Source organism: Pseudomonas sp. WS 5010, assembly GCF_012985565.1.
In the GTDB taxonomy this organism is placed as follows: Bacteria; Pseudomonadota; Gammaproteobacteria; order Pseudomonadales; family Pseudomonadaceae; genus Aquipseudomonas.
This window is the reverse complement of record NZ_JAAQWQ010000001.1, coordinates 555088-573185: the sequence shown is the minus strand read 5'-3', so window position 1 is coordinate 573185 and position 18098 is coordinate 555088. Positions and strand designations below refer to the sequence as shown.

General features: G+C 63.0%; 18 protein-coding genes. 11 read left to right on the top strand and 7 right to left on the bottom strand.

Annotated elements, in window-relative coordinates; genetic code table 11:
- Positions 1–43 precede the first annotated feature (43 nt).
- The 3 genes from HBO11_RS02775 to hpaI are packed head-to-tail and all read left to right on the top strand — an operon-like array spanning position 44 to position 2983.
- Positions 44–1348, top strand: a complete 1305-nt coding sequence (locus HBO11_RS02775) for an MFS transporter (RefSeq protein WP_169956109.1) — start codon at positions 44–46, stop codon at positions 1346–1348.
- Positions 1349–1360: 12 nt separating this feature from the next.
- On the top strand, positions 1361–2164 hold the full coding sequence (gene hpaH / locus HBO11_RS02770) for a 2-oxo-hept-4-ene-1,7-dioate hydratase (protein WP_169864354.1): 804 nt from the start codon (positions 1361–1363) through the stop codon (positions 2162–2164).
- Positions 2165–2182: 18 nt separating this feature from the next.
- Positions 2183–2983, top strand: coding sequence for a 4-hydroxy-2-oxoheptanedioate aldolase (gene hpaI, locus HBO11_RS02765; RefSeq protein WP_169956107.1), 801 nt, complete (start codon positions 2183–2185; stop codon positions 2981–2983).
- Between the two features lie 148 nt (positions 2984–3131).
- Here hpaI and hpaR read toward each other — a convergent pair whose 3' ends face one another.
- Entirely contained in the window at positions 3132–3554 is a 423-nt protein-coding gene (gene hpaR / locus HBO11_RS02760; RefSeq protein ID WP_057441661.1) for a homoprotocatechuate degradation operon regulator HpaR, read from the bottom strand.
- A 206-nt stretch (positions 3555–3760) separates the two neighbouring features.
- Between hpaR and HBO11_RS02755 the strand changes: the two genes are divergently transcribed.
- Genes HBO11_RS02755 through HBO11_RS02735 form a run of 5 tightly spaced genes read left to right on the top strand, consistent with a single transcriptional unit; the run spans position 3761 to position 7831 of the window.
- Complete coding sequence (locus tag HBO11_RS02755; RefSeq protein ID WP_169956105.1) at positions 3761–5059, top strand: FAD-binding oxidoreductase; 1299 nt, start codon at positions 3761–3763, stop codon at positions 5057–5059.
- Between the two features lie 30 nt (positions 5060–5089).
- A complete protein-coding gene (locus HBO11_RS02750; protein ID WP_169956103.1) occupies positions 5090–5455 on the top strand; it encodes a cupin domain-containing protein in 366 nt (121 codons plus the stop codon).
- A 13-nt stretch (positions 5456–5468) separates the two neighbouring features.
- Positions 5469–6290, top strand: coding sequence for a molybdenum cofactor biosynthesis F family protein (locus tag HBO11_RS02745; protein WP_169956101.1), 822 nt, complete (start codon positions 5469–5471; stop codon positions 6288–6290).
- Positions 6283–7086 carry an SDR family oxidoreductase gene (locus tag HBO11_RS02740; RefSeq protein ID WP_169956099.1) on the top strand — a complete coding sequence of 268 codons (804 nt, stop codon included), beginning with the start codon at positions 6283–6285 and terminating at the stop codon, positions 7084–7086. The genes HBO11_RS02745 and HBO11_RS02740 overlap by 8 nt, the downstream gene beginning before the upstream one ends.
- Positions 7076–7831, top strand: a complete 756-nt coding sequence (locus HBO11_RS02735; protein ID WP_169956097.1) for an SDR family oxidoreductase — start codon at positions 7076–7078, stop codon at positions 7829–7831. The genes HBO11_RS02740 and HBO11_RS02735 overlap by 11 nt, the downstream gene beginning before the upstream one ends.
- 87 nt (positions 7832–7918) lie before the next feature.
- On the opposite strand, the gene feaR is transcribed toward HBO11_RS02735, so the two are convergent.
- From feaR to HBO11_RS02720, 3 genes are all read right to left on the bottom strand, one after another.
- Positions 7919–8854, bottom strand: coding sequence for a transcriptional regulator FeaR (gene feaR / locus HBO11_RS02730; protein ID WP_169956095.1), 936 nt, complete (start codon positions 8852–8854; stop codon positions 7919–7921).
- A 108-nt stretch (positions 8855–8962) separates the two neighbouring features.
- On the bottom strand, positions 8963–9583 hold the full coding sequence (locus HBO11_RS02725) for a DUF3156 family protein (protein ID WP_169956092.1): 621 nt from the start codon (positions 9581–9583) through the stop codon (positions 8963–8965).
- Positions 9528–11027 (bottom strand): APC family permease, encoded by a 1500-nt coding sequence (locus HBO11_RS02720; protein ID WP_169956090.1) that lies wholly within the window; start codon positions 11025–11027, stop codon positions 9528–9530. The genes HBO11_RS02725 and HBO11_RS02720 overlap by 56 nt, the downstream gene beginning before the upstream one ends.
- Between HBO11_RS02720 and HBO11_RS02715 the strand changes: the two genes are divergently transcribed.
- The 3 genes from HBO11_RS02715 to HBO11_RS02705 all read left to right on the top strand — a co-directional run bounded on the left by HBO11_RS02715 (position 11005) and on the right by HBO11_RS02705 (position 14332).
- Positions 11005–11208, top strand: coding sequence for a hypothetical protein (locus tag HBO11_RS02715; RefSeq protein WP_346266499.1), 204 nt, complete (start codon positions 11005–11007; stop codon positions 11206–11208). The two genes, HBO11_RS02720 and HBO11_RS02715, sit on opposite strands and share 23 nt — an antisense overlap.
- A 34-nt stretch (positions 11209–11242) precedes the next feature.
- The gene (locus HBO11_RS02710) at positions 11243–12571 is read left to right on the top strand and encodes an alginate export family protein (protein ID WP_169956088.1); all 1329 of its coding nucleotides are present in this window, start codon (positions 11243–11245) and stop codon (positions 12569–12571) included.
- A gap of 273 nt (positions 12572–12844) precedes the next feature.
- The gene (locus HBO11_RS02705; RefSeq protein WP_169956086.1) at positions 12845–14332 is read left to right on the top strand and encodes an aldehyde dehydrogenase family protein; all 1488 of its coding nucleotides are present in this window, start codon (positions 12845–12847) and stop codon (positions 14330–14332) included.
- Here HBO11_RS02705 and HBO11_RS02700 read toward each other — a convergent pair whose 3' ends face one another.
- The 3 genes from HBO11_RS02700 to HBO11_RS02690 all read right to left on the bottom strand — a co-directional run bounded on the left by HBO11_RS02700 (position 14333) and on the right by HBO11_RS02690 (position 18091).
- Positions 14333–14734: a Rid family hydrolase gene (locus HBO11_RS02700; RefSeq protein ID WP_169956084.1), complete on the bottom strand. Its 402-nt coding sequence runs from the start codon at positions 14732–14734 to the stop codon at positions 14333–14335.
- A 238-nt stretch (positions 14735–14972) separates the two neighbouring features.
- Positions 14973–15860 carry an alpha/beta hydrolase-fold protein gene (locus HBO11_RS02695; protein WP_169956082.1) on the bottom strand — a complete coding sequence of 296 codons (888 nt, stop codon included), beginning with the start codon at positions 15858–15860 and terminating at the stop codon, positions 14973–14975.
- The gene (locus tag HBO11_RS02690) at positions 15860–18091 is read right to left on the bottom strand and encodes a TonB-dependent siderophore receptor (protein WP_169956080.1); all 2232 of its coding nucleotides are present in this window, start codon (positions 18089–18091) and stop codon (positions 15860–15862) included. Before HBO11_RS02690 ends, HBO11_RS02695 begins: the two co-directional genes overlap by 1 nt.
- Positions 18092–18098: the final 7 nt, after the last annotated feature.

Genomic DNA, 18098 nt, shown 5'->3' with positions numbered 1-18098 from the left:
CCCCGCCTCCCCCAACGGCCTCTCAGACAAAAAGTACAACATCATGAGCACAGCCAATACCGCCCACAGCGTCACCCTTGCCGAGCATGATCGCACCCACAGCACCGTCACCTGGCGCCTGATGCCGTTGCTGCTGATCTGTTACCTGTTTGCCCACCTGGACCGGATCAACATCGGGTTCGCCAAGATGCAGATGAGCAGCGACCTGCACTTCAGCGACACGGTGTATGGCTTCGGTGCCGGTCTGTTCTTTATCGCCTACGCGCTGTTCGGCGTGCCCAGCAATATCGCCCTGGACCGCGTCGGGCCACGGCGCTGGATCGCCTGCCTGATGGTGGTGTGGGGCATCCTGTCCACCAGCATGCTGTGGATCGAAAGTTCCACCGGCTTCTATGTCCTGCGTTTTTTGCTGGGCGTGGCCGAGGCGGGTTTCTTCCCGGGGATCCTGGTGTTTCTCAACCGCTGGTACCCGGCGCGCCGACGCGCGCAGATCACCGCCCTGTTCGCCATCGCCGTGCCCATGGCCGGGGTGATTGGCGGGCCGCTCTCGGGGGCGATCCTGGAAAACTTCCACGACTTTGGCGGCATGCGCGGCTGGCAGTGGATGTTCCTCATCGAAGGCGCCCCCGTGGTGCTGCTGGGCCTGGTGGTGCTCAAGTACCTGCCGGACAGTTTTGAAACGGTGAAGTGGCTGGAGCCTGCGCAAAAGCAACAATTGCGCGAGCAACTGAGCACCGAGGAAAAGCGCAAGTCCATCACCTCCTTCGGCGGCATCCTGCGCGACCCGCAAGTGTGGCTGCTGGTGGCGATTTACTTTGCGGTGATGCTGGCGGTCAACACCCTGGCGTTCTGGATGCCCACCCTGATCCATGGCGCCGGCATCGGCCGCGACAGCCAGGTCGGCCTGCTGAGCGCCGTGCCGTATCTGGCCGGCTGCTTCTTCATGATCGGCTGCGGGCGCTCTTCGGACCGCAACCGCGAACGCCGCTGGCACTTGTGCGTGCCGCTGCTGATGGCCGCCGCCGGGATTGCCGTGGCTGGCCTGGCACCGGGCAACTCGCTGGTGGTGATGGGCGGCCTGATCGTCGCCGGCATGGGCGCCAGCGCCGCGCTGCCGATGTTCTGGCAACTGCCGCCGGCCTTCCTGTCCAACTGCACCCAGGCGGCCGGGATCGCCATGATCAGCTCGTTTGGCAGCATCGCCTCGTTCCTTGCGCCCTACCTGATCGGCTGGATGCGCGACACCACCCAGAGCGCCAGCCTCGCGCTGTACGTGCTGGCGCTGTTTATCGCCCTTGGCGGCCTGCTGGTGTTGCGCACCAACGCCGCCATCGTCAACCCTCAGTAAGAGACCCTTGTCATGCTCGATCCACAGCTCATCCTGCAAGCCGCTGCCCAACTGGACCATGCCGAACGCAGCCGCGAACAGGTACGCCAGTTTTCCCTCGATCATCCGGCGATCACGATCGAGGACGCCTACGCCATCCAGCGCGCCTGGGTCGCCCAGAAGATCAAGGGCGGGCGCAAGCTGGTCGGGCACAAGATCGGCCTGACCTCGCGGGCGATGCAGGTGTCGTCGAACATCACCGAACCGGACTACGGTGCGCTGCTCGATGACATGCTGTTTGAGGAAGGCACCGACATTCCATTCGAGCGCTTTATCGTGCCGCGGGTCGAGGTCGAACTGGCCTTCATCCTCGGCAAGCCGCTCAAGGGCCCCAACTGCACGATTTTCGATGTGCTCGACGCCACCGAGTGGGTGATCCCGGCCCTGGAGATCATCGACGCGCGCATCCAGCAGGTCGACCCGCACACCAAGGCCACGCGCAAGGTGTTCGACACCATCTCCGACAACGCCGCGAATGCCGGCGTGGTCATGGGCGGCCGCGCGGTGCGGCCAACCGAGATCGACCTGCGCAAAGTGCCGGCGGTGCTGTATCGCAACGGCGTGATCGAAGAGTCCGGGGTCTCGGCCGCCGTGCTCAACCACCCGGCCAAGGGCGTGGCGTGGCTGGCGAACAAGCTGGCGCCCTACGACGTCACCTTGCTGCCAGGGCAGATCATCCTCGGCGGCTCGTTTACCCGGCCGGTGGCCGCCAGCCCGGGCGATACCTTCCATGTCGACTACGACATGCTCGGCTCGATTTCCTGCCGCTTCGTCTGACACCTGGAGGACTGATTCATGGACATGCCTGTCAACCGCTTCAAACAGCGGCTCACCTGCGGGGAGCCGCAGATCGGCCTGTGGCTGGGCCTGGCGCACGCGTACTGCGCGGAACTGGCGGCCAATGCCGGTTTCGATTGGCTGCTGATCGACGGTGAACACGCCCCCAACGACTTGCGCGGCATGCTCGGCCAATTGCAGGCCGTGGCGCCCTACGCCAGCGAGGCGGTGATTCGTCCGGTCATTGGCGACACCGCATTGATCAAGCAGGTGCTGGATATCGGCGCGCAAACCTTGTTGGTGCCGATGGTCGAAAGCGCCGCCCAGGCCCGGGAACTGGTGCGCGCCATGCGCTATCCACCCCAGGGCATCCGCGGCGTGGGCAGCGCCCTGGCGCGGGCTTCACGCTGGAACAGCATCGACGGCTACCTGGACCAGGCCGACGCACAGATGTGCCTGCTGGTGCAGATCGAAAGCTTGCAAGGGCTGGCCAACCTCGACGCGATAGCGGCTGTCGAAGGCGTGGATGGCGTGTTTATCGGCCCGGCGGACTTGAGTGCATCCATGGGCCACCGGGGCAATCCGGGGCACCCTGACGTGCAAGCGGCAATCGAAGATGCCATTGCGCGGATCCGCCAGGCGGGCAAGGCGGCGGGGATTCTCAGTGCCGATGAGAAACTCGCCCGGCGGTACATCGAGCTGGGCGCGGGGTTTGTCGCAGTGGGGGTGGATACCACGGTGCTGATGCGTGGGTTGCAGGGATTGGTGGGCAAGTTCAAAGACAAACCCGCGCCAGCGAGCACTGGCGGCGTGTACTAATCACCTTCAAACGCCGCAGGACCCAATGTGGGAGCGGGCTTGCTCGCGAAAGCGGTGTGTCAGTCAATATATTCGGTGACTGAACCACTGCTTTCGCGAGCAAGCCCGCTCCCACATTTTGGATGTGTGGTGTTTGAGAGATCGTGTTTCAGCGCCTGATGTTTTTCAGCTCATCGAGCAACCCCAGCAAGGTCTGCAACTTCTCCTCCCCCAACTGCTCCTGCAAACGCTGGTAGTTGGCCTCCATGCACTGGCTCATGGACGCAAAACTCGCCCGGCCCTTGTCCGCCAGGGTCACCAGTACCCGTCGCTGATCCTGCTCGGCCTTGCGCCGATGGATCATCCCCGCCGCTTCCATGCGTACCAGCACGCCAGTCATGCTCGGCTTGAGGATGCAGGCCAGTTCCGCCAGTTGGTAAATCTCCAGTTCGTCGTGTTGATTGAGGATGCGGATCACCCGCCATTGCTGCTCGGTCAGGCCGTGTTCGTTCAGCGAGGGGCGGAAAAAACTCATGGCCGCTTCGCGGGCCTGTAACAGGGTGAGGGTCAGGGACTGCCGGGGTTTGAGCATAGAGTCAGGGTCACGTGATATTTAGTTAATGTTTTAACGAAACTCTAACATCCCCGCTCCACGCTCGCGCTATAACTTAAGGGTCGCGCACGTCCATGGCGCGCTGAATCAAAAGCCCCGGCAGGCAGGATCAAGACATTGATCGCGCCAAGGCCCCTAATGAAGACATCTGCTTTAGAGCCTTCCTTCACTTTTCAGGCTGCGCCATGATCACTATTGAAACCCCCACGTATTACACCGCTACCAAGAAGTACAACCTGAGCTTTCCCACCCTGGAACAGGACATCGAGGCCGACGTCGTGGTAATTGGCGGCGGCTTTTCCGGGATCAACACGGCTCTGGAACTGGCAGAAAAGGGCATCACCAATATCGTCGTACTGGAAGCGCGCTACCTGGGTTTTGGCGGCACCGGGCGCAATGGCGGGCAGATCATGGCCGGCATTGGCCACGACCTCGAGAAGATCAAGCAAGACGTCGGCGAGGACGGCCTGCGCCAGGTGTTCGAGATCAGCGACCTGGGCGCCGACATCATCAAAGACCGGATCGCCAAGTACAACATCGATGCCGACTTTTGCCACGGCTACGGCTATATGGGCTTCAACGCCCGCCAGGAAAAAACCCTGCGGGCCTGGGAAAAAGACTTCAAGTCGATCAACAGCAAGCACGAAATCCGCTTCCTCGGCGGCTCCGACGTGAAGCAGATCATCGGCTCCGACGCCTACGGCAGCGCCCTGCTGCATATGGGCGGCGGGCATGTGCATTCGCTGAACCTGCTGCTGGGCGAAGCCAGCGCCCTGGCTGGCCTTGGCGTGCGGATCTTCGAGAACAGCCCGGCGCTGGAAGTCAGCTATGGCGAGCGCATCACCGTGCGCACCGGACGCGGCTCGGTCAAGGCCAGCAAGCTGTTGTGGGCGTGTGACAGTTTTCTCAACAAGCTGGAGCCGGAGCTGCATCGCTCGACCATCAACACCTACGCGTTCCAGATGATGACCGAGCCGTTGAGCGAAGAGCTGATCCAGCGGATAAGCCCGATTCGCGGGGCCTACAGCGATATCCGCCCGGTAATCGACTACTACCGCGTGACCAATGAAAACCGCCTGCTGTTCGGCGCCGCCACGCCATTGGTCGAGCACATTCCCGGCGATTTGAAAGCCTGGAACCGCAAGCTGATGCTGAAGATTTTCCCCTACCTCAAGGACGTGAAGATCGACCTCGCCTGGGGCGGCCCGATGGCCTGCAGCCCCAACCTGTTCCCACAGATCGGCACCTTGCCGGGGCGCAGCAATGCGTTCTTTGTCCAGGGTTACTCGGGCTTTGGCGTCACCCCCAGCCACATCATCTGCAAGGTCCTGGCCGAAGGCATGAGCGAAGGTTCGGCGCGCTATGACCTGGTCAGTTCGATCCACCGCCCGACGATCATCGGTAAGGACGCGATCCGCCCCTTGCTGCTGACCGCCGGCAAATCCTGGCACCAACTGTCCGGTTACTGGAATGGTCGCCGCTAACCCCGTTTTTATCCCTATGGAGCAACTGCCATGACCCTCGTCACCCTCAAGAAAGATATCCAACTGTCTGAACTCGATGCCTGGGGCACCGTTGCCGATCTCGGCAGCGAAATCCTCGCCGGCGAACTCAAGGCCTTCGGCAAAATGACCTTCGGCGCGCCGACCGACCCGGTCAGCAGCGCCTACTTCGGCACCACCCAGGGCAAGTTCCGCATGGTCTACCCCTTTAACGAACAGGCCACCGTGGTCACCGGCGAGGTGCGCCTGACCGACGAGTCCAGCGGCCAAACCACCACCTACAAGGCGGGCGACAGCTGGTTCGTGACCAAGGGCACGCCAGTGCTGTGGGAAGTGCTCAGCGCAAGTTTCGTCAAACATTACTTCGCGGTCGTATGAACGGAGGCCGGTGATGACTCACCCATCTGACTGGATCACCGTCGGCGCCCTCGCCGATGGCTTTGCCCCCCAGGCCTTTATCCTGCCCAACCTGGCAGACCTGGACGGCAAGACGTTCACCCTGCACTTCGCCAATGGCTGGCAGATAGCGCATCATTTCGCTCAGCAGAGCCTGTCCTGGAGCGCCCTGGACGGGCACTCCAGCGGCACGGCGCCCTACCGTGCCACGTCGATCCGCCCCGGCCTGTACCTGGTGGACTTCATCAAGCATGAAGGCGGGCAGGACTGGTCCATCAGCCTGGTGCTCGACACCCACAGTGCCTCGTTCACCGCCGTCATCGGCCGCCTGCCCTCCCCGGCAGACACCGCCGAGGGCCTGTATAGCCGCGCCCTGGCGGGCAAGCCGTTAACCGCGGTGGCCGTGGACTTCCTGCATGGCAGCCTCGACCGCCCGTGGCAGGAAGGCTTGTGCCCCCACACGCCGACACGCGAGTTGGTGGGCCTGCGCAACCAATACCGCTACAGCCCGAGCGAGGTCTACGAGCACCTCTACCTCAACGACCAGTTCTATGCCTGGCAGTGCCTCAAAGGTGTCGAGCAAGGCCTGTGCGACACCGATCGCTGCCATTACTACAAGATTGCCGATGAGCTGTACCTATTTGTCTGGCGCGAAAAAATCATTCCCACCCTGGGCCTGGTGCTGATTGACCTGCAACAGCACCGCAGCGACGGCAAGATCTTCGGCTATGCAGGTTCCTCGTTCGATGCGCTATCGAACTTCCCCATCAGTTCCTATTGCCAGGTGCTCAACCGCACGGAGTATGCCGATGACTGAGCCACGCACGGTGCTGATCACCGGGGCCGGCACCGGTATCGGCGCCGCGTGTGCCCGGCTGTATGCGGGCGAAAAGGCACAACTGGTACTGATCGGCCGGCGTCGCGAACCGCTGGAGCAGGTGGCCGCAGACACCGGCGGGCTGATCCTGGTGGGCGACGCGGCCTGCCCCGTGACCTGGGAAGGGTTCATCACGCAGATCCGCCAGCGCTATGGGCGTCTCGATGTGCTGCTGGCCTGCGCCGGCGGCCATGGCGTGGGCAGTGCCACGCAAACCCCACCGGCCACCTGGGAAGCAGCGTTGCGCAGCAATCTCGACAGCGCCTTCTACAGCGCGCGGGCCTGCCTGCCGCTGTTGCTGGAAAGCGCCGGCAATATTGTGCTGATCGGCTCCATCGCCTCACTAGCGGCAGGCCCCGAGGTGTGCGGCTACACCACCGCCAAACATGCGCTGCTGGGGCTCAACCGCTCGTTGGCCCGGGATTACGGGCCGCGCGGGGTGCGGGTCAATGCGGTGTGTCCGGGCTGGGTGCGCACGCCCATGGCGGATAAGGAAATGCAGCCGTTGATGCAGGCCTATGACGAGAGCCTGCAGCAAGCCTATGCCCGCGTGTGCGCCGATGTACCGCTGCGCCGCCCGGCCAGTGCCGACGAGATCGCCAAGGTCTGTCGCTTCCTGGCATCGGCTGACGCGTCGATCATCACCGGCGCAGCCCTGGTGGCCGACGGCGGTTCAAGCATTGTCGATGTGCCGACACTGGCCTTCGCCCATCTGGAGCCCACTCATGCCCCATGACCTGGACTTCAGCGGCCAAGTGGTTCTGGTCACTGGCGGCGCCCAGGGCATCGGTCGTGGGATTGTCGAAGGGTTTGCCAGGCGCGGCGCCCAGGTGCTGATTGCCGACCGTCAAGTCGCCACGGCCCAGGCCCTGGCTGACGAACTTATAGCCCATGGTTGCCAAGTCGCGGCCGTTGGTATCGACCTGGCGGATGCCAGCGCGGTGTTCGCGCTGATGCAACGCCAGGAACGACTCGACGTACTGGTCCACAACGCCGGGTACTTCCCGCTGACCTGCTTTGAGGACATCACCCCGGCCATTCTCGAACGCACCCTGGCGGTGAATCTCTCGGCCCTGTTCTGGCTGACCCAAGGCGCCCTGCCGATGTTCCGCCGCCAGGGCCACGGCTGTGTACTGGTAACTTCATCAGTGACCGGCCCCAGGGTGGCGTACCCCGGGCTGAGCCACTATGCGGCGTCCAAGGCCGGGGTCAACGGCTTCATTCGCAATGCTGCGCTGGAACTGGCGGGGTTGAATGTACGGGTCAACGGGGTTGAACCGGGCATGATCGCGACACCGGCAATGAGTAACCTGGGAGATGGCCAACTCAACGCCAGTATTGCCAGCCGCGTGCCGTTGGGACGCTTGGGCAGCGCCGCCGATATCGCCGGGGCCATGCTGTTTCTGGCTTCGGGGCTGGCCACCTATATCACCGGGCAAACGCTGGTGGTAGATGGCGGCTCAACCCTGCCGGAAGTCTGAAACCCAACCTGTAGGAGCCGGCTTGCCGGTGATGGCAGTCTGTCAGCCGGCTCCTACGTTCAATCTACTGGGCGGGTCAGATCCTGTTCAGGCCATTCGGCTGGATCGAAACGCCTTGGGTGACTGCTCGAACTGCTTCTTGAACGAGCGGCTGAAATGCGCCGAATCGGTAAAACCCCACTTATAGGCAATCGAGGTAATCGATTCGCTACGCAGGAACGGGTTGGTCAAGTCATCGGCGCTGCGCTTGAGCCTTGCGCGCTGGATGTAGCGGCAGACGCTGTCGTCCTGTTCTTCGAACAGCCGGTACAAATGGCGTACCGAGATGTTCAAGCGGCTGGCCAGGCCGACGGGGCTCAGGCCAGGCTGGCTGAGGGACTCATCAATGACCTTCTGCACGTAGCTGCGCAGGTTGTTACCTTGCAACGCGCCGGTGTCGTCGCGCGCGTCCTCGTCCTGCTCCAGGGCTGAGCCCAGCAGCGACACAAAGGCACACTGCAACGCCTCGACCTCATCCTCGGCACCTTCGCCGCCCTTGCACAATTGGTCCATCAACACATGCAGCATGCGCCCACAGGCTTTGCTGGAGGAAATCTTGCCAAAGGTTTTTGCTTGGCTGCCCATCTGCTTGCACACCTGGGCGCGCGGCAACGACAGCGAGATATGTTCGATCAAGCCGAACGGGGTGATTTCAATGGAGCCCACCGAGTCCATCAGCAGCAGTTCGCCAGGGGCCAGTTGTACGCGCTGGCCGTTCTGCACGACCTGCGAATAGCCGCTGCGCTGGCTGACCAAAAAGCAATCCTGGTCATTGTCATGGTCGGGGTTGCTGACCTGGCGCTTGATCAGGCCGGCGTTGGTACGCAGGCTGGCCAGGGGCAACCCGCCGTTTGAAAGCATGGAAAACTCGCCGATAAACAGCGAACGGTTAAAGGCCAGTTCGGTGTCGAAGTGGCCGCACATCGCACGCAAGTCGCGGTTCCAGGTGTCGAGCCCCTGTTGTGCACTCTGTTGGATACCCATGGGTGTCTCCACAATGGCTTATTGTTTTTGTCGGGCAATAGTTAACATGTTATCTATATGCGCGCAACAAGTACCTGTCCACCCTTGTGTTTGCACTAATGATGCCAATCAGAGCGTGCGCAATACGCGCTGCAAGCCGAGCAGCGCTGCCAGCAGCACGTCCCGCTGTTCGCGGCTCAGGGCGATGTAGCGGCGAAAGGCAGGCATGCGGTTGACCACCTCGCTGCCGCCCATGTGTTCCAGGCGCACGTGCCAGTGCCGGGCGTGCAATTCAATGTGCAGGCGCTTGAAATCCAGGGGCATCAATGCCTGGTGCAAGGCACTGTCCTGTTGCAAGCGCACCTGCAGCTGCCCCAGCAATGCACCCTCGCCCGAGCGTTGCCGGCAGCGGATCCCGGTACGTCGAACGGCCCCGCCATGGTGCAATTCAAAGCGTGCCGCGCCCTCTGTCGAGGCGGGCAGGCACAAGCTGAACTCGGTCATGACCAGGTGCATCAACAGCTGCGATTCGGTGCGCTCGCGGATTTCCAGGTGCAGACTGCCATCGTCCAGGGCAGCCCGCGCCAAGGTCGGCGACACCTGCTCGAAACGCGCCAGCCCCAAATTGCCCCGCAGTTGCCCCAGGGTGCGCCCCGGCTGATAGCCTGCTGGCGCCCGTTGTGCGCTGAACAGCTCAGACAGCTTTTGCCGCAGTGCTGACATAGCCGTTGTGAGAGTGACCCGGTTCATTGGCAAACTCCTTGGCCAGCACGTCTTCCACCGACGCCGGCGTGAATGGATTGACCTTCTGCACCACCAGGGTCCAGAACAGCGCATACACCGCAGTGCCGCCCAGCATCACGCCGAACGGGACATAAATATCCGCCGGGTCCATCCCCGGCGGTGTGATAAACCACATCCCCAGCAGGATGCCGGCGCTGGACAGCAGCTGCGGCAGCGGGAACCACGGCGAGCGGTAGGCCCGTGGCAAGTCGGGACGGCGAATGCGCAGGATCACCACCGACACCGTGACCAACAGGTAAGCGAAACTCCACGCACACACCGCCGCCAGCACCAGGTGCATGATGTTGTCGGTGTTGCCGCCCAGGTACAGCGCGTGCAGGCAGGGAATCAGCATCGCCACCAGGATGCACAGCACCGGGGTCTTGAAGCGTGGGTGCAGGTAGGTGAACACCTTGGGCAACGCGCCATCCACCGCCATGCCGTAGAGAATCCTTGGCACGCCGGCCATCAAGGTATTGATGGTGGCGGCGCCGGCAAACAGAAAGCCGATCCCCAGCCACAGCGGCCCGACCTGCCCCATCACCTGCTCGGCAAAGCGTGGAATGGCCATGGGCGTATCCAGCAAATGCACGCCGCTGGCCGCGTCCAGCACTACGTTTTGCACCTGGCGCTTCATGGCCGCGCCGTAGATGAACATGCACGTCGCCACCCCCATCAGGCCGAGCATCATCGCCCGCGGCATGACCTTGGCCGACTGGCGCAGGTCCGGCGCCAGCGGGGTGACGAATTCGCAGCCGACAAACATGAACATCGCCATGCCCACCAGGGACAACACCGTCACCAGGTCGCTGCCCACCATGGACTGACCAAACCAGCCGTCCAGTTGTACCGCTGGCGCGGTGATCAGGCCGAGCACGCCAAACACCATCAAGGTGGTCCACATGCCGAAAGTGAGGATGATCTCGGCGCGGCCAAAGGCACTGACGCCAAACACATTGAGCAGGCCGAACACCAGCACGAAGCCCACCCCCAGCAACCAGGAGCCACCGGCGGATTCGGCCAGGGTATTGAGGTGTTCAAAGTTCACCAGGGCCATGACCCCGGCCAGGATGGTTTCGGCGGTGCCGGCAAACACGTGCACGATCAGATAGGCCGACAAGGTGCCGGTGATCGCAAAAAAACGCCCCATGCCGCAATTGATGTAGTCGTACACCGAGCCGGTAGTGGGCAGTATCGAGGCGGCCTCGGCGAAGGTCGTGGCCTGGGCCAGCATCATCATCACGGCAATCAGCATGGCCAGCGCAAACGCGCTGCCGCCGATGCCAAAGCCCATGGTCGCGGTAAGGATCACCGGGCTTGCCATGATCAGGCCAATGGTGCTGGCCAATGCGGTGGGGAAACCCACCGTACCCCGGTTCAGGTGCGCGGTGAGTCTGTCATTGATCGACATGGTGCAGATCCTCGAAAGGGATTTTTTAGAAGTGTTTGCACTGTGCGCCCCGCCCAACCTGATCGTCTTGCCCCTGGCTGCCGCCGGTTTTGTTGCTCCCTGCCAGGGCCTGCGGCCTGGCGGCCAGGATCAATTGCCTGGCACGCAGGTGAAAGACTTGCGCCGCCGACGCTCGCCCTAATGCGCCCTCAACTTAACTCTTGGGGACTATAACAATGGAGCACACACTAAAAACCCGCCACCTGCGCCCGGCTGTCGGCCTGGGTCTTGCGCTGTTGATCGGCCAACCGGCGGCCCAGGCGATTGAACTGTATGCCGACGACGACACCACCGTCACCGGCAACTTCCTGGCCGTTTACGGCATGTTCAATAGCCGCAAGAACTACGAAGGCAGCCAGGGCGGTTCGACCTGGCGTGAAGGCTTCATCAAGTACGGCTTGAGCATTGACCAGACCCTGGCTGGCCTGGGCAGTGTGTACGGCACCGCCAACCTGGTGAGCTCCGGCACCTGGGGCGATGGCGATGCCTCCCGCGTGACCGACGGCAGCGAGCGCACCACCAAGTTCGAGGAAGCCTTTGCCGGCTGGCGCTCCGGGGACCTGTTGCCAGCACTGGGCAAGGATGGCCTGGACCTGTCGTACGGGCGCCAGATCATTACCGTGGGCGACGGCTTTATCATCAACGACGACGGCCCGAACCTGGGCAATGGCGTGGCCGACGGTCAGTTCGACCGTGGCGGTGCCTATTACATCGCGGCCCGGCATGCCTTCGACAAGGCAGCCGTGGTACGCCTGGGCGGCAAGGACGGCCTGCATGGCAGCCTGATGTGGATCGAGTCCGACAACCGCGCCCAGGCCCTGACCGAAATGGCTATCGGCACCCTGGAGTACAGCGCTGCGCCAGGCACCCTGGGCCTGACCTACCTGCATGGCATCGATGTGGATGAGCGCTTTGCCAACGACCTGCAAAAGCAACGCAAGGGCATGAATCTCTACAGCCTGCGCGGCACCGGCAACGCCGGGATCGACAACGCGCACTTCTCGTTCGAGTACGCCTGGCAAGACAAAGACCCCGGCCCGGAAAAAGCCTGGTACGCCGAGGCCGGCTACACCTTCGCCGACCTGCCCTGGTCGCCGGACCTGACCTACCGTTATGCGCGCTACTCGAAAAACTGGGACGCGCTGTTCGCTGGCTTCAATCGAGGGTTTGGCACCTGGGTCCAGGGCGAAGTGGCGGGCAACTACTCCGGGCCCTACAACAGCAACACCTCGGTGCAGCACGTGGCGCTCAAGGTCAAGCCGCTGGACAACCTGACCCTCGGCGCGCTGTTCTTCGACTACCAGACCGTCAGCAAGCGCAACATGCTCGACCTCGATGGCCGCGAGCTGGACCTGTATGCCGAATGGGCGGTGAACGAGCACCTGATCATCACGCCATTGATTGGCCTGTACCAACCGGACAAGGACCAGGACACCGGCGGCAACCAGGTCGGTGGCAACGGCACCAACGTCTATAGCCAGTTGGTGGTGGCGGTGCCGTTCTAAGACGTGGGTTGCCCCTGAACCACCGCACTTCCCCTGTAGGAGCGGGCTTGCCCGCGATAGCGGTAGTTCATCCGCCGAATGTATCGACTGACACTCAGCCATCGCGGGCAAGCCCGCTCCTACAGGGGATCCGCGCTTAACTGAATGGCATAAGGCCGGCCCGCTCCCACAGGGGCATGGCAGCCACAGACATACGCCCCGGCAGGCACAGTCAAGCTCTAGCTACCCGCGTTGGTTAGCCTCGGGTTTTCCTTTCTGATCAGGAACACCCCCATGAGCGATATCGCGCTGCTGCCCACCGTCGAAGCCTTCTTGCGTCGAGACCACGGCCTGTTTATCGACGGTGGCTACGTCCCCAGCCAGTCCAGCCATACCCTGGAGGTGATCAACCCAGCCACCGGCCAGGCCATCGCCACGGTCGCCGATGCGCAAGCCAGTGATATCGAGCGGGCCGTGGCCTCGGCGCGGCGCGGCTTCAAACAGTGGTCGCAGACCGCTCCGGCGGTCCGTGGCAATGTGCTGCTCAAACTCGCCGACCTGCTGGAGCGCAACCGCGAGGAACTGGCGCAGATCGAGACCTGCCAGTCAGGCAAGATCATCCAGATTTCCCGCGCCTTTGAAGTGGACCAGGCCGCGCATTTTTTGCGTTATTACGCGGGCTGGGCAACCAAGATCAGCGGCCAGACCCTCACCCCGTCACTGCCCTCGTTTGCCGGCGAGCGCTACAGCGCCTTCACCCTGCGCGAACCGGTGGGCGTGGTGGTGGGCATCGTGCCGTGGAATTTCTCGACCATGATCGCCATCTGGAAACTCGCCTCGGCCCTGGTGACCGGTTGCAGCATCATCATCAAGCCCAGCGAATTCACGCCGCTGACCCTGCTGCGCATTGCCGAACTGGCGGTGCAAGCCGGCCTGCCCGCTGGGGTACTGAACGTGCTGACCGGCGGCGGCCAGGTGGGCAAGGGGCTGATCGAACACCCAGGCACTGACAAGGTGTCGTTCACCGGCTCGGTGCCCACCGGCATTGCGGTCGGCCGCGCGGCCATGGGCGCCGGCCTGACGCGCGCGACCCTGGAGTTGGGTGGCAAGAACGCGGCGGCGTTCCTGCGCGATGTGAAGCTGGAAACCGCCGTCAACGGCATTATCGAAGCGGGTTTCCTGCACTCGGGGCAAATCTGCGCGGCGGCCGAGCGGTTTTTCGTCCACCGCTCGCAGATCAACCCGGTCATGGAAGCCCTGGCCCAGCGTTTGAGCCGCCTGAATATCGGCTCGCCACTGGATGAGCGCACCGAGTTTGGCCCGGTTACCCATCGCCAGCACCAATTGAAGCTGGAAGGTTTTTTTGCCACCGCCCGCGCCGAAAACAACACGATCATCCACGGCGGCCAACCGATGGAGCGGCCCGGTTGCTATGTGCAACCCACGATCATTCTCGCCAACAGCATCAACGACACGCTGCTTACCGAAGAAACCTTCGGCCCCATCGCCACGTTCCTGCCCTACGACGACGAGGACGAGTTGCTGGCGCTGATGAACCACACCGCCAGCGGCCTCAGCGCCAGCCTGTGGACCAACGACCTGGGCAAGGCCCTGCGCATGGTCCCGGCGATCAACGCCGGCACGGTGTGGGTGAACATGCACACCCTGCTCGACCCCGCCGTGCCGTTCGGTGGCAACAAGTCCTCGGGGATTGGCCGGGAGTTCGGCAGCGCCTTTATCGAGGACTACACCGAGCTCAAGTCGGTGATGATGCGTTACTGATCACTGCGGGATCAGCGCCTCCGCCTCGATCTCGATCAACCATTCAGGCAGTGACAAGCCGCTGACGATGATCCACGACGAGGGCGGCGGGTTTTCGGGAAACCGCTCGCGCAACGCGGCAGCGATAGGCTCCTGCTGATCGCGGGCGGACTCGACGATATACAGGCGCAGCATGATCACATGGGACAGATCGCCCTCGGCCGCCGCCAGGACTTTTTCGATATTGTCCAGGGCGGTCGCGGTCTGTTCGGCGATGCCAGGGCCGACGGTGCGCTCGTCAGCGTCCACGCCCACCTGGCCGGACAGCAGAATTCGCCGACCATCGCGCACTTCCATGGCCTGGCTGAAACCGTATTGCAGGGAGTTGAAGACGGTCGGAGGGTTGAGGGTTTTTCGCTGCATGACGACTCCTTGTTATCTGTAGGAAACAAGGCTACCCCAAGGGTTTTGCCAACTCCTGGAGAAACTGCACATTTCAACATCCAGAAACAGAACGCCTTGCAATCAACCGTGCAAGGGCCGCGCCCAGGACATGCCTGCAGACCTCATCACCACGACTCCCAACCTTAAAGCGCGCAAGGTTTGTGCAAGCAGATCGTGCCCGGCCACTTGCTGACGCGGGCGTGCCAACCTGGCGAGGCTAACGCCCCTGGCTGAGCATCTGCAGGGTATAGCGCAAGGACGCCGGCAACATCGGCCCATGCCCCAACCCGGCAAAGGTCAGGTGGCGCACCTGTAACCCATCCACCTGATGCAGTGTGCCCAGCAGCGCCTTGAATGCCGTGTCACTGGCCTCTTTGGCCGGCGCCGCGGCGGCCGGGCTGGCCGGTTCCTGGTCGCCACGCATCAGCAGCAAGCGGGGCTGGCTGCCCCGCAGGCGTTGCGCCAGGCCGTGGGCCTCTGCCGTCACCACCCCTCGGTTCCACCACAACGAAGGGCTCGCCGCCGCGTAGTCATCAAAGGCATGCGGGCGTGTCATCAACGCATGCAGCACCAGCAAACCACCGTAGGAGTGGCCCCACAGCAATTGCCGCTGCGGGGTGATGCCCAGGCGCTGATTGACCAGCGGGCGAATGTTCTGCGTGAGCAAGTCAAGAAACACATCCGCACCGCCACTGGGCACCGCAGTCAACGGGTCCCGTTGTTCCACGGCGCTGCCGACGCTTGGCGTGTAGTCAAAGGTGCGCGCCGTGCGCTCGATCCGCAGTGGCGTGGCATAGCCCACGGCAACCAGCACCGGCGGCGCCACACTGTGCGCCAGTTGCTCCAGGCCCTGGTGGTCCAGCGCGGCCATCGCGGCGTTGCCATCGAGCAAGTACGCCACCGGGGTGGCCGCACTCACGGCAGGCGGCTGCCCCAGCCAGATCCGGTAATGGCGCGCGCCATCGGCCGAATCCAGCTCCAGGGTGCTGAAACTATAGGCGCTGGCTTCGCGCAACACCTTCGCATCCATCAACTGGTCCGGCGCAGGCCGGGCGACGGCGGCCTGGGCGATCAACAGCAGCGCCAGGCTGATTAAGCGCCCCATCAGAAGGATGCCGTCAGGCTGGTGTACAAGGTACGGCCGGACTGGTTATAGGTCGCAGCCCCCGCCCCTTCGATATTGGCCACGCCCTGGGCGTTGCCTTCACGCCACAGGCGTTTGTCGAACAGGTTATCGACGCCGGCCGTCAGACTCAGGTTCTTGCTCAAAGCGTACGTTCCGCTGACGCCGGCGATGGCATAGGGCGACAACTGGTTATTGCCCGAACCCGTCACGCGGTTGCCGTGGTAATCGTATTTTTTCGGGGTTTGCTTGCCGTACCAGGCCACGCTCATTTGCAAGGACAGGTCATCTGTGGCCTGCCAGTCGAGCATCGAGTTCAGGGTGTACTTGGGCGCGACGGACAGCACATCGCCGGTCTGCTTGTTTTTCGATTGCAGCATGTAGGTGAAGTTGTTGGTCCAGTTCAGTTGTTCGGTCAGTGGCAGGGCCAGGGTGCCTTCCAGCCCTTCGACCAGAGCCTTGGGCACGTTCTCCCAGCGGAAGATGCTGGCGTTGGCCGTGCTGCCGGTGCCGCCGCTGGCGTTGCCGACCGGGGTCAGGCCCGACTCGATTTTGTTTTTGTAGTCATTACGAAAGTACGTCAGGCCGGCCACGACCCCGTCATTGCGGTACTCGATTCCCAGCTCCTTGTTGACGCTGGTTTCGGCGTCCAGCTCGGCGTTGCCTTGCAGGTAGCAACTGGTGGTTTGCCCGTAGCAACCCTGGCCGTTGCTGTACAGCAGGTAGTTGGGGTTGAGCTGGTAGAGGTTGGGCGCCTTGTAGGAGCGGGCGATCCCGGCTTTCAGGGTCAGGGTGTCGGTGAGCACCTGGGACAGGTTCAGCGACGGGCTCCAGTTGTCGCCCACGATGTCGTGGTGATCCAGGCGCAGGCCGGGGGTCAGGCGTGTGCCGGGGCGCAGTTCGATATTGTCCTCGACAAATACCGAGAAGATCCGCGCCGAGGAAGAGCTGCTGCGGTTGGTCCCGGCAAGCCCGGCGACGTTGCCGCCGGCAGTGGTGGTTTGCCCGTTGGAACTTGGGTCATCGAGTTGCTGCTCGACCCACTCGGTGCCCACGGTCAGCACCTGGTCCACCCCGGCATGCAACGGCAGACTGACTTCGCCATGGGCGGTCAGGTCGCGCAACACCGTGGTGTTGAAATTGCTGCTGGAGAAGATCCCTTCGGTACCGCCCGCCAGGCCCTCGCTGATCCGGCTGTTGCGGGTCTTTTCGTATTGCAGGTAGGCCAGGCTGGTGCCCAGCTCCCAGTCGCCGCGATGGGTCACGGCGTAGGTCTCGCGGTACAGCACATTGGTCTCGTGGCCGAGCAGTTTTTTCACGTTGGCGTTGCTGTTGGTGTTCTGCGTATCGCCGGTATAAATGTTGCCCTGGCGGCTGAAACCGGCTTCCAGGTCGAGGGTTTGTTCGGGCGTGATTTTCCAGCTCAACAGGCCGTTGATGTCCTTGTTGCGCACCCCTTCGCGCCCCGCAGGCAAGGTGCCGATCTGGTTCCCGGTGCGTCTGGATTCATGGCCGCTGTTGATATCGGCGTCGTCGGCATTGGTTTTCGCCACATTGCCGTACACCCGGTAGCTGAGGGTGTCGGTGAGCGGGCCGTTCAGGCCGAAGTTCATGCGCTCGGTCTCGCCTTCGGCGCTGTGCTGGGCGAAGTTGTGATAGATCGTCGCCGAGCCGTGGGTCTCGGTGCCGGGTTGCTGGGTGATGATGTTCACCACGCCACCGGCGGCGCCGTTACCGTAACGGGCGGCAGCCGGGCCACGGATGACCTCGATACGCTCGACCTGGTCGGCGGGCACCCAGTTGCTGTCGCCACGGCTGTCACGCTCGCCGCGCCAGCCATAGCGCACGGAGTTGCGGCTGCCCACCGGCTTGCCATCGATGAGGATCAGGGTGTTTTCCGGGCCCATGCCACGGATATCGATCTGCCGGTTGTTGCCTCGCTGGCCGCTGCTGGAATTGCCCGTGAGGTTGACGCCGGGCATGGTGCGGATGATGTCCGACAGGTCGTTGGCCGGTGGGCGCTTCTTGATGTCTTCGGCGGTGATGATCGACACACCGGGCGCCTGCTTGATCTCTTCCTGCGCCGTGCCCAGGACGGTCTGGGTTTGCAGTTCAAGACGCGCAGGGGTCTCGGGCTCGGCAGCAAAGCCGCTGGCGGGCAGCAGGCTGCAAATACTCAGGGCAAGCAGGGACAGGGGCGGCAGGCGGTGCATGAGGTAT

Excerpts from the sequence above, each read along its gene's own strand:
- HBO11_RS02720 (WP_169956090.1), bottom strand. The coding sequence starts at position 11,027 with ATGTCGATCAATGACAGACTCACCGCGCACCTGAACCGGGGTACGGTG.
- HBO11_RS02725 (WP_169956092.1), bottom strand. The coding sequence starts at position 9,583 with ATGAACCGGGTCACTCTCACAACGGCTATGTCAGCACTGCGGCAAAAG.
- HBO11_RS02775 (WP_169956109.1), top strand. The coding sequence starts at position 44 with ATGAGCACAGCCAATACCGCCCACAGCGTCACCCTTGCCGAGCATGAT.
- HBO11_RS02705 (WP_169956086.1), top strand. The coding sequence starts at position 12,845 with ATGAGCGATATCGCGCTGCTGCCCACCGTCGAAGCCTTCTTGCGTCGA.
- HBO11_RS02710 (WP_169956088.1), top strand. The coding sequence starts at position 11,243 with ATGGAGCACACACTAAAAACCCGCCACCTGCGCCCGGCTGTCGGCCTG.
- feaR (WP_169956095.1), bottom strand. The coding sequence starts at position 8,854 with ATGGGTATCCAACAGAGTGCACAACAGGGGCTCGACACCTGGAACCGC.
- HBO11_RS02735 (WP_169956097.1), top strand. The coding sequence starts at position 7,076 with ATGCCCCATGACCTGGACTTCAGCGGCCAAGTGGTTCTGGTCACTGGC.
- hpaR (WP_057441661.1), bottom strand. The coding sequence starts at position 3,554 with ATGCTCAAACCCCGGCAGTCCCTGACCCTCACCCTGTTACAGGCCCGC.
- HBO11_RS02745 (WP_169956101.1), top strand. The coding sequence starts at position 5,469 with ATGACTCACCCATCTGACTGGATCACCGTCGGCGCCCTCGCCGATGGC.
- HBO11_RS02740 (WP_169956099.1), top strand. The coding sequence starts at position 6,283 with ATGACTGAGCCACGCACGGTGCTGATCACCGGGGCCGGCACCGGTATC.
- HBO11_RS02750 (WP_169956103.1), top strand. The coding sequence starts at position 5,090 with ATGACCCTCGTCACCCTCAAGAAAGATATCCAACTGTCTGAACTCGAT.
- HBO11_RS02695 (WP_169956082.1), bottom strand. The coding sequence starts at position 15,860 with ATGGGGCGCTTAATCAGCCTGGCGCTGCTGTTGATCGCCCAGGCCGCC.
- HBO11_RS02690 (WP_169956080.1), bottom strand. The coding sequence starts at position 18,091 with ATGCACCGCCTGCCGCCCCTGTCCCTGCTTGCCCTGAGTATTTGCAGC.
- HBO11_RS02755 (WP_169956105.1), top strand. The coding sequence starts at position 3,761 with ATGATCACTATTGAAACCCCCACGTATTACACCGCTACCAAGAAGTAC.
- HBO11_RS02700 (WP_169956084.1), bottom strand. The coding sequence starts at position 14,734 with ATGCAGCGAAAAACCCTCAACCCTCCGACCGTCTTCAACTCCCTGCAA.
- hpaH (WP_169864354.1), top strand. The coding sequence starts at position 1,361 with ATGCTCGATCCACAGCTCATCCTGCAAGCCGCTGCCCAACTGGACCAT.
- hpaI (WP_169956107.1), top strand. The coding sequence starts at position 2,183 with ATGGACATGCCTGTCAACCGCTTCAAACAGCGGCTCACCTGCGGGGAG.